The organism is Mycobacterium sp. (genome assembly GCF_047975165.1).
Taxonomy (GTDB): Bacteria; Actinomycetota; Actinomycetes; order Mycobacteriales; family Mycobacteriaceae; genus Mycobacterium.
On the sequence record NZ_JBKECZ010000003.1, the window covers coordinates 1 to 2,224 of the forward strand.

The 2,224-nt window shown below is 27.5% G+C and carries 5 protein-coding genes; all 5 read right to left on the bottom strand.

Annotated elements, in window-relative coordinates; translation table 11 throughout:
* Nucleotides 1–234: 234 nt before the first annotated feature.
* On the bottom strand, nucleotides 235–492 hold the full coding sequence (locus ACK5M9_RS00045; RefSeq protein ID WP_416891171.1) for a hypothetical protein: 258 nt from the start codon (nucleotides 490–492) through the stop codon (nucleotides 235–237).
* Nucleotides 485–733 (bottom strand): hypothetical protein, encoded by a 249-nt coding sequence (locus tag ACK5M9_RS00050; protein WP_416891172.1) that lies wholly within the window; start codon nucleotides 731–733, stop codon nucleotides 485–487. The genes ACK5M9_RS00045 and ACK5M9_RS00050 overlap by 8 nt, the downstream gene beginning before the upstream one ends.
* A gap of 107 nt (nucleotides 734–840) precedes the next feature.
* Entirely contained in the window at nucleotides 841–1,254 is a 414-nt protein-coding gene (locus ACK5M9_RS00055; RefSeq protein ID WP_416891173.1) for a hypothetical protein, read from the bottom strand.
* A gap of 127 nt (nucleotides 1,255–1,381) precedes the next feature.
* A complete protein-coding gene (locus tag ACK5M9_RS00060; RefSeq protein ID WP_416891174.1) occupies nucleotides 1,382–1,639 on the bottom strand; it encodes a hypothetical protein in 258 nt (85 codons plus the stop codon).
* 5 nt (nucleotides 1,640–1,644) lie between these two features.
* Nucleotides 1,645–2,100, bottom strand: a complete 456-nt coding sequence (locus ACK5M9_RS00065) for a hypothetical protein (protein ID WP_416891175.1) — start codon at nucleotides 2,098–2,100, stop codon at nucleotides 1,645–1,647.
* Nucleotides 2,101–2,224: the final 124 nt, after the last annotated feature.

The following is a 2,224-nucleotide window of genomic DNA, read 5'->3' on the forward strand; positions in this document are numbered from 1 at the left end:
AAGTTTTCAATATCTTTCATTGATTCATCTTTCTAATCCCCTAAGTTATTCTCATTTCTGAATGTTAGGATATGCTCTTAGGTCAAATCCGTAATTCTCTAGGAATTCGAATATTAGAGTTTCCTATTGTGGTTCAAATGAGATTACAGAAGAATCCACTGAAGGATCTCCTGTTCTTTCTGATCCTATAATTGTATTTTCATGGATGTATTCATCTCCTGATTCTGATCCACCTCAGAAGCCCCAATCTCTATTGGCAATATCTGTGTCAACTAAGTCAGCATATAGTTGCGCTATAATAGCATTGTTGAATTCTGTCATTATGTAGTTTTTATCTAGTTCAGCTGCTAGTACTGTAAATTGCTTTTGTCTTAATGATGCTGATGTATCATTTCCATCTGCATCTTTCATTTCGATCCTTTTGTCAGATCCATTTTTAAGAGCAATAGAGTTAAGCAATCTAGAAATTCTATTTTGTGTAAATTTATTCATCTTCTTCTCCTTCTGCGATTGAAGAAAGAACATCATCAATTGATTCTTCTTCTTTAGGTTCTTCTGAAGGATTTAGTAAAGAGATTATAGAATCAAATTTACTATCAGTTTCTTTTTTATCTGTATTTGTATCTATCAGTTCTTGAATAGCTGAAGCAATTGCATCTTTGTGTTCTACTAGATCAGCAATTGTATCTTCTCCTAGTTCTCCCTGAAGGATACCTAATAATTTTTCAATCATGTTTTCTTTCCTTATATTGCGCCACATGATATTTGTTAGTAATCGCGATTAATTATTAACTACCATAATTATATATAAAAAAATATGCCAATGGCATATTTCTTATTTTAGGAATATTTATCAGTATTTAATATTTCTAATATAGATTCGAAATTTTCAATTGCTTCTTCAGATTGTTTTTTTTGTTCTGGTATATCATGAAAGAATATATCCATTTGTTCTTTTAGATATGATATTTCCCTTTCGAGAAATTTAATGTTTTTCTTTACATCTTCAAATTTTTCTTCTACTCCATATCTTAAAACATATGATAATAGTCCTTTTAAACTTTCATATTTTTTCATGCTTTCTTTTGTATGATTTTTTTGTATCCCTAGTCTGGTAATTTGTGCTAAGTTTTTATCTCTGCAGGCGTCTTTGTATCTAATACAAAGATCAGAATAAATTCTTTTTTTAATTTCGATAACACTATCTAAATATAATGACAATTCATTTGTTAATTGTATCTTGTCTTTATTCATCTTCTTCTCCTTTAAAATTTTTTAGATTAAATAAGAATCTATTTATGATCTCAAAATCTGTTTCTTTGTTTTTTTCTTCCATTGCTTCGTCTACTAGTTGATCTATGTTTCCAATTTTATCTACAAATCAATTTTCAATCTTATCGTTGAATGTAGTTATGATGATAGCATACAATGATCCGAATACTATTATGTCATTTAATAATAAGATACCTAATAAGTTTGATACTTTACCTGAAGTGCCGAATGCTAAATATATAGCAATGACAAATATAACTAATTCAATTATCATTGGTATCGCTATAGTTAAGAAATTATATTTTCTCTTTAATTTCTTTTTGATCTTAAACTCTTCAATGGTTCTTTCGTAAAATTTATCTTCCATGTGATCTAGTATTTAAATAAATTGATTGATTCAATTATTGAATTAACTTCTTTAATGTTTTCAGCTAATTCTAATTTGATTTTAGATTCTTCTTCATCATCATCATTAAGATCATTCATAAATTCTAAAAGTCTCTCATCTTCATCCTTAAGGAATTTAATATGATCTAAATGTTCTTCTGCATATCTTTGCTTACCATGTTCCTTTAGGTATTCTAAATATTCAATTAAACTTTCTGTTTTTATTATTCCGTCTTTATGATTTGATAGTAAGGCAATCATTACTGTATATGTTGTATCATCACCTTTATCTAATGCTTCTTTTTTTGCTTCTTTTAATTTATCTGTATTTTTATTTCCTTTTATAAGTAGATCATGTAAATACATAATGTGTTCGTGTAGAATCTTCTCTCTTTCAGCTTCAGAGATAATTCTATATTCTTCTATGTTCTCTTTTGACATAATTTGCTCCTTTGTTCTAAGTAATATGAGTTTTCGGTTTTTATATAAATTGTTAATATTTATATAACTCATATATACAAAGTATATATGATTTATAGAGAGAAATCAACCCCTAAGAGAGATT